This is a genomic window from Leclercia sp. M50 (assembly GCF_037150775.1).
Classification (GTDB): domain Bacteria; phylum Pseudomonadota; class Gammaproteobacteria; order Enterobacterales; family Enterobacteriaceae; genus Enterobacter.
Genome location: NZ_JBBCPK010000220.1, coordinates 1 through 1527, shown reverse-complemented (window position 1 = coordinate 1527; position 1527 = coordinate 1). Strand labels below are relative to the sequence as shown.

Below are 1527 nucleotides of genomic sequence, written 5' to 3'. Positions count from 1 at the left end.
CGTTGATCTCTCGACTGATGGTGCTGCCTGGCAGACGGTGGTTAACGGCAAATTCGACGGAAAGACAACCACGGAATACCAGCGCGACATCCGCATTGACCTGCCAGCAGCAACCACCGGCTGGGCGGTGCGGGTACGTCGCATCACACCTGATTCAGTGGGTAATTCAAAACTGATAAACGCCTTCAAGGTGTTCTCGTTCGCTGAGGTGATCGACAGCAAGTTACGCTATCCCAATACAGCGCTGCTGTATATCGAGGTCGATGCCAGCCAGTTTACCAGTGGCGCGCCGAAGGTGACCTGCAGGCCGAAGGGCAAACTGGTACATGTCCCGGACTCCTACGACCCGGTTACGCGTACCTACAGCGGCACCTGGTCCGGTGGCTTCAAAATGGCCTACACCAACAACCCGGCCTGGGTATTTTACGATCTGGTGCTGGATGAGATTTACGGCATGGGCACCCGCATCGATGCAGGCATGATCGATAAGTGGGAGCTGTACGCCATTGCGCAGTACTGCGATCAGAAGGTGTCGAACGGGGCGGGTGGGACCGAGCCGCGCTTCACCTGCAATGTCTACATCCAGAGCCAGCAGGACGCCTACACCGTTCTCAGCGATCTGGCGGCGATATTCCGCGGGATTACCTTCTGGGGCAACGACCAGATTTACGTGCGCGCGGATGTGCCACAGGATGAAGTGGATTTTACCTACCATGCCTCGAACGTGATCGACGGGTTGTTTACCTACGGCGGCGGCAGCTACAAAAACCGCTACTCGTCTGCCCTAGTGTCGTGGTCTGATCCTCAGAACCATTACAGCGACACGGTTGAGAGTGTCTACGATTCCGACCTGGTGAAGCGGTACAGGGTCAACCAGATGTCGATGACGGCGATTGGCTGCACATCCCAGAGCGAAGCGCACCGCCGGGGCCGCTGGGCGCTGCTGTCTAATGCGCGCGACGGAACGGTGTCATTTGGCGTGGGACTGGACGGTTATATTCCCCTGCCCGCAGAAATTATCGGTATCGCGGATCCGTTCCGTGCCGGCAAACAGAACGGCGGGCGTATCCGGGCGGTGAGCGGGCGTAATGTCACGCTTGATCGTCCTGCTGACTATGCCGCTGGCGACCGCCTGGTGGTCAACCTGCCGGACGGCAAGGCGCAGACGCGGACAATCGCGTCCGTCAGCGCAGACAAACAGACGGTGACGGTCACCACTCCCTTCAGGCTGCCACCTGAGTCCGGTGCAGTGTGGGCCATTGACAGCGACAACCTGGCTATCCAGTATTTTCGTGTGACATCCATCCGGGCGAACGACGACAGCAACGGTGGTTTCACGATCACCGCAATTCAGCATGACCCGAATAAATACCGCTATATCGATGACGGTGTGCGCATTACCCCGGCGCCAGTCACCGTCACGCCGGTAAGCGTTCTTCCGGCACCGAAAAACATCACCCTGACCGAAACCGACCATATCGAGCAGGGACTTACCGTTGCCACCATGAATGCTTCCTGGGATCGGGT

1 protein-coding gene is annotated in these 1527 nt (G+C 58.3%); it reads left to right on the top strand.

Going from position 1 to position 1527, the window contains the following annotated elements; translation table 11 throughout:
• Positions 1-1527, top strand: a 1527-nt coding sequence (locus WFM46_RS23680; RefSeq protein ID WP_336998716.1) for a host specificity protein J, incomplete at both ends; no start/stop codon positions are given.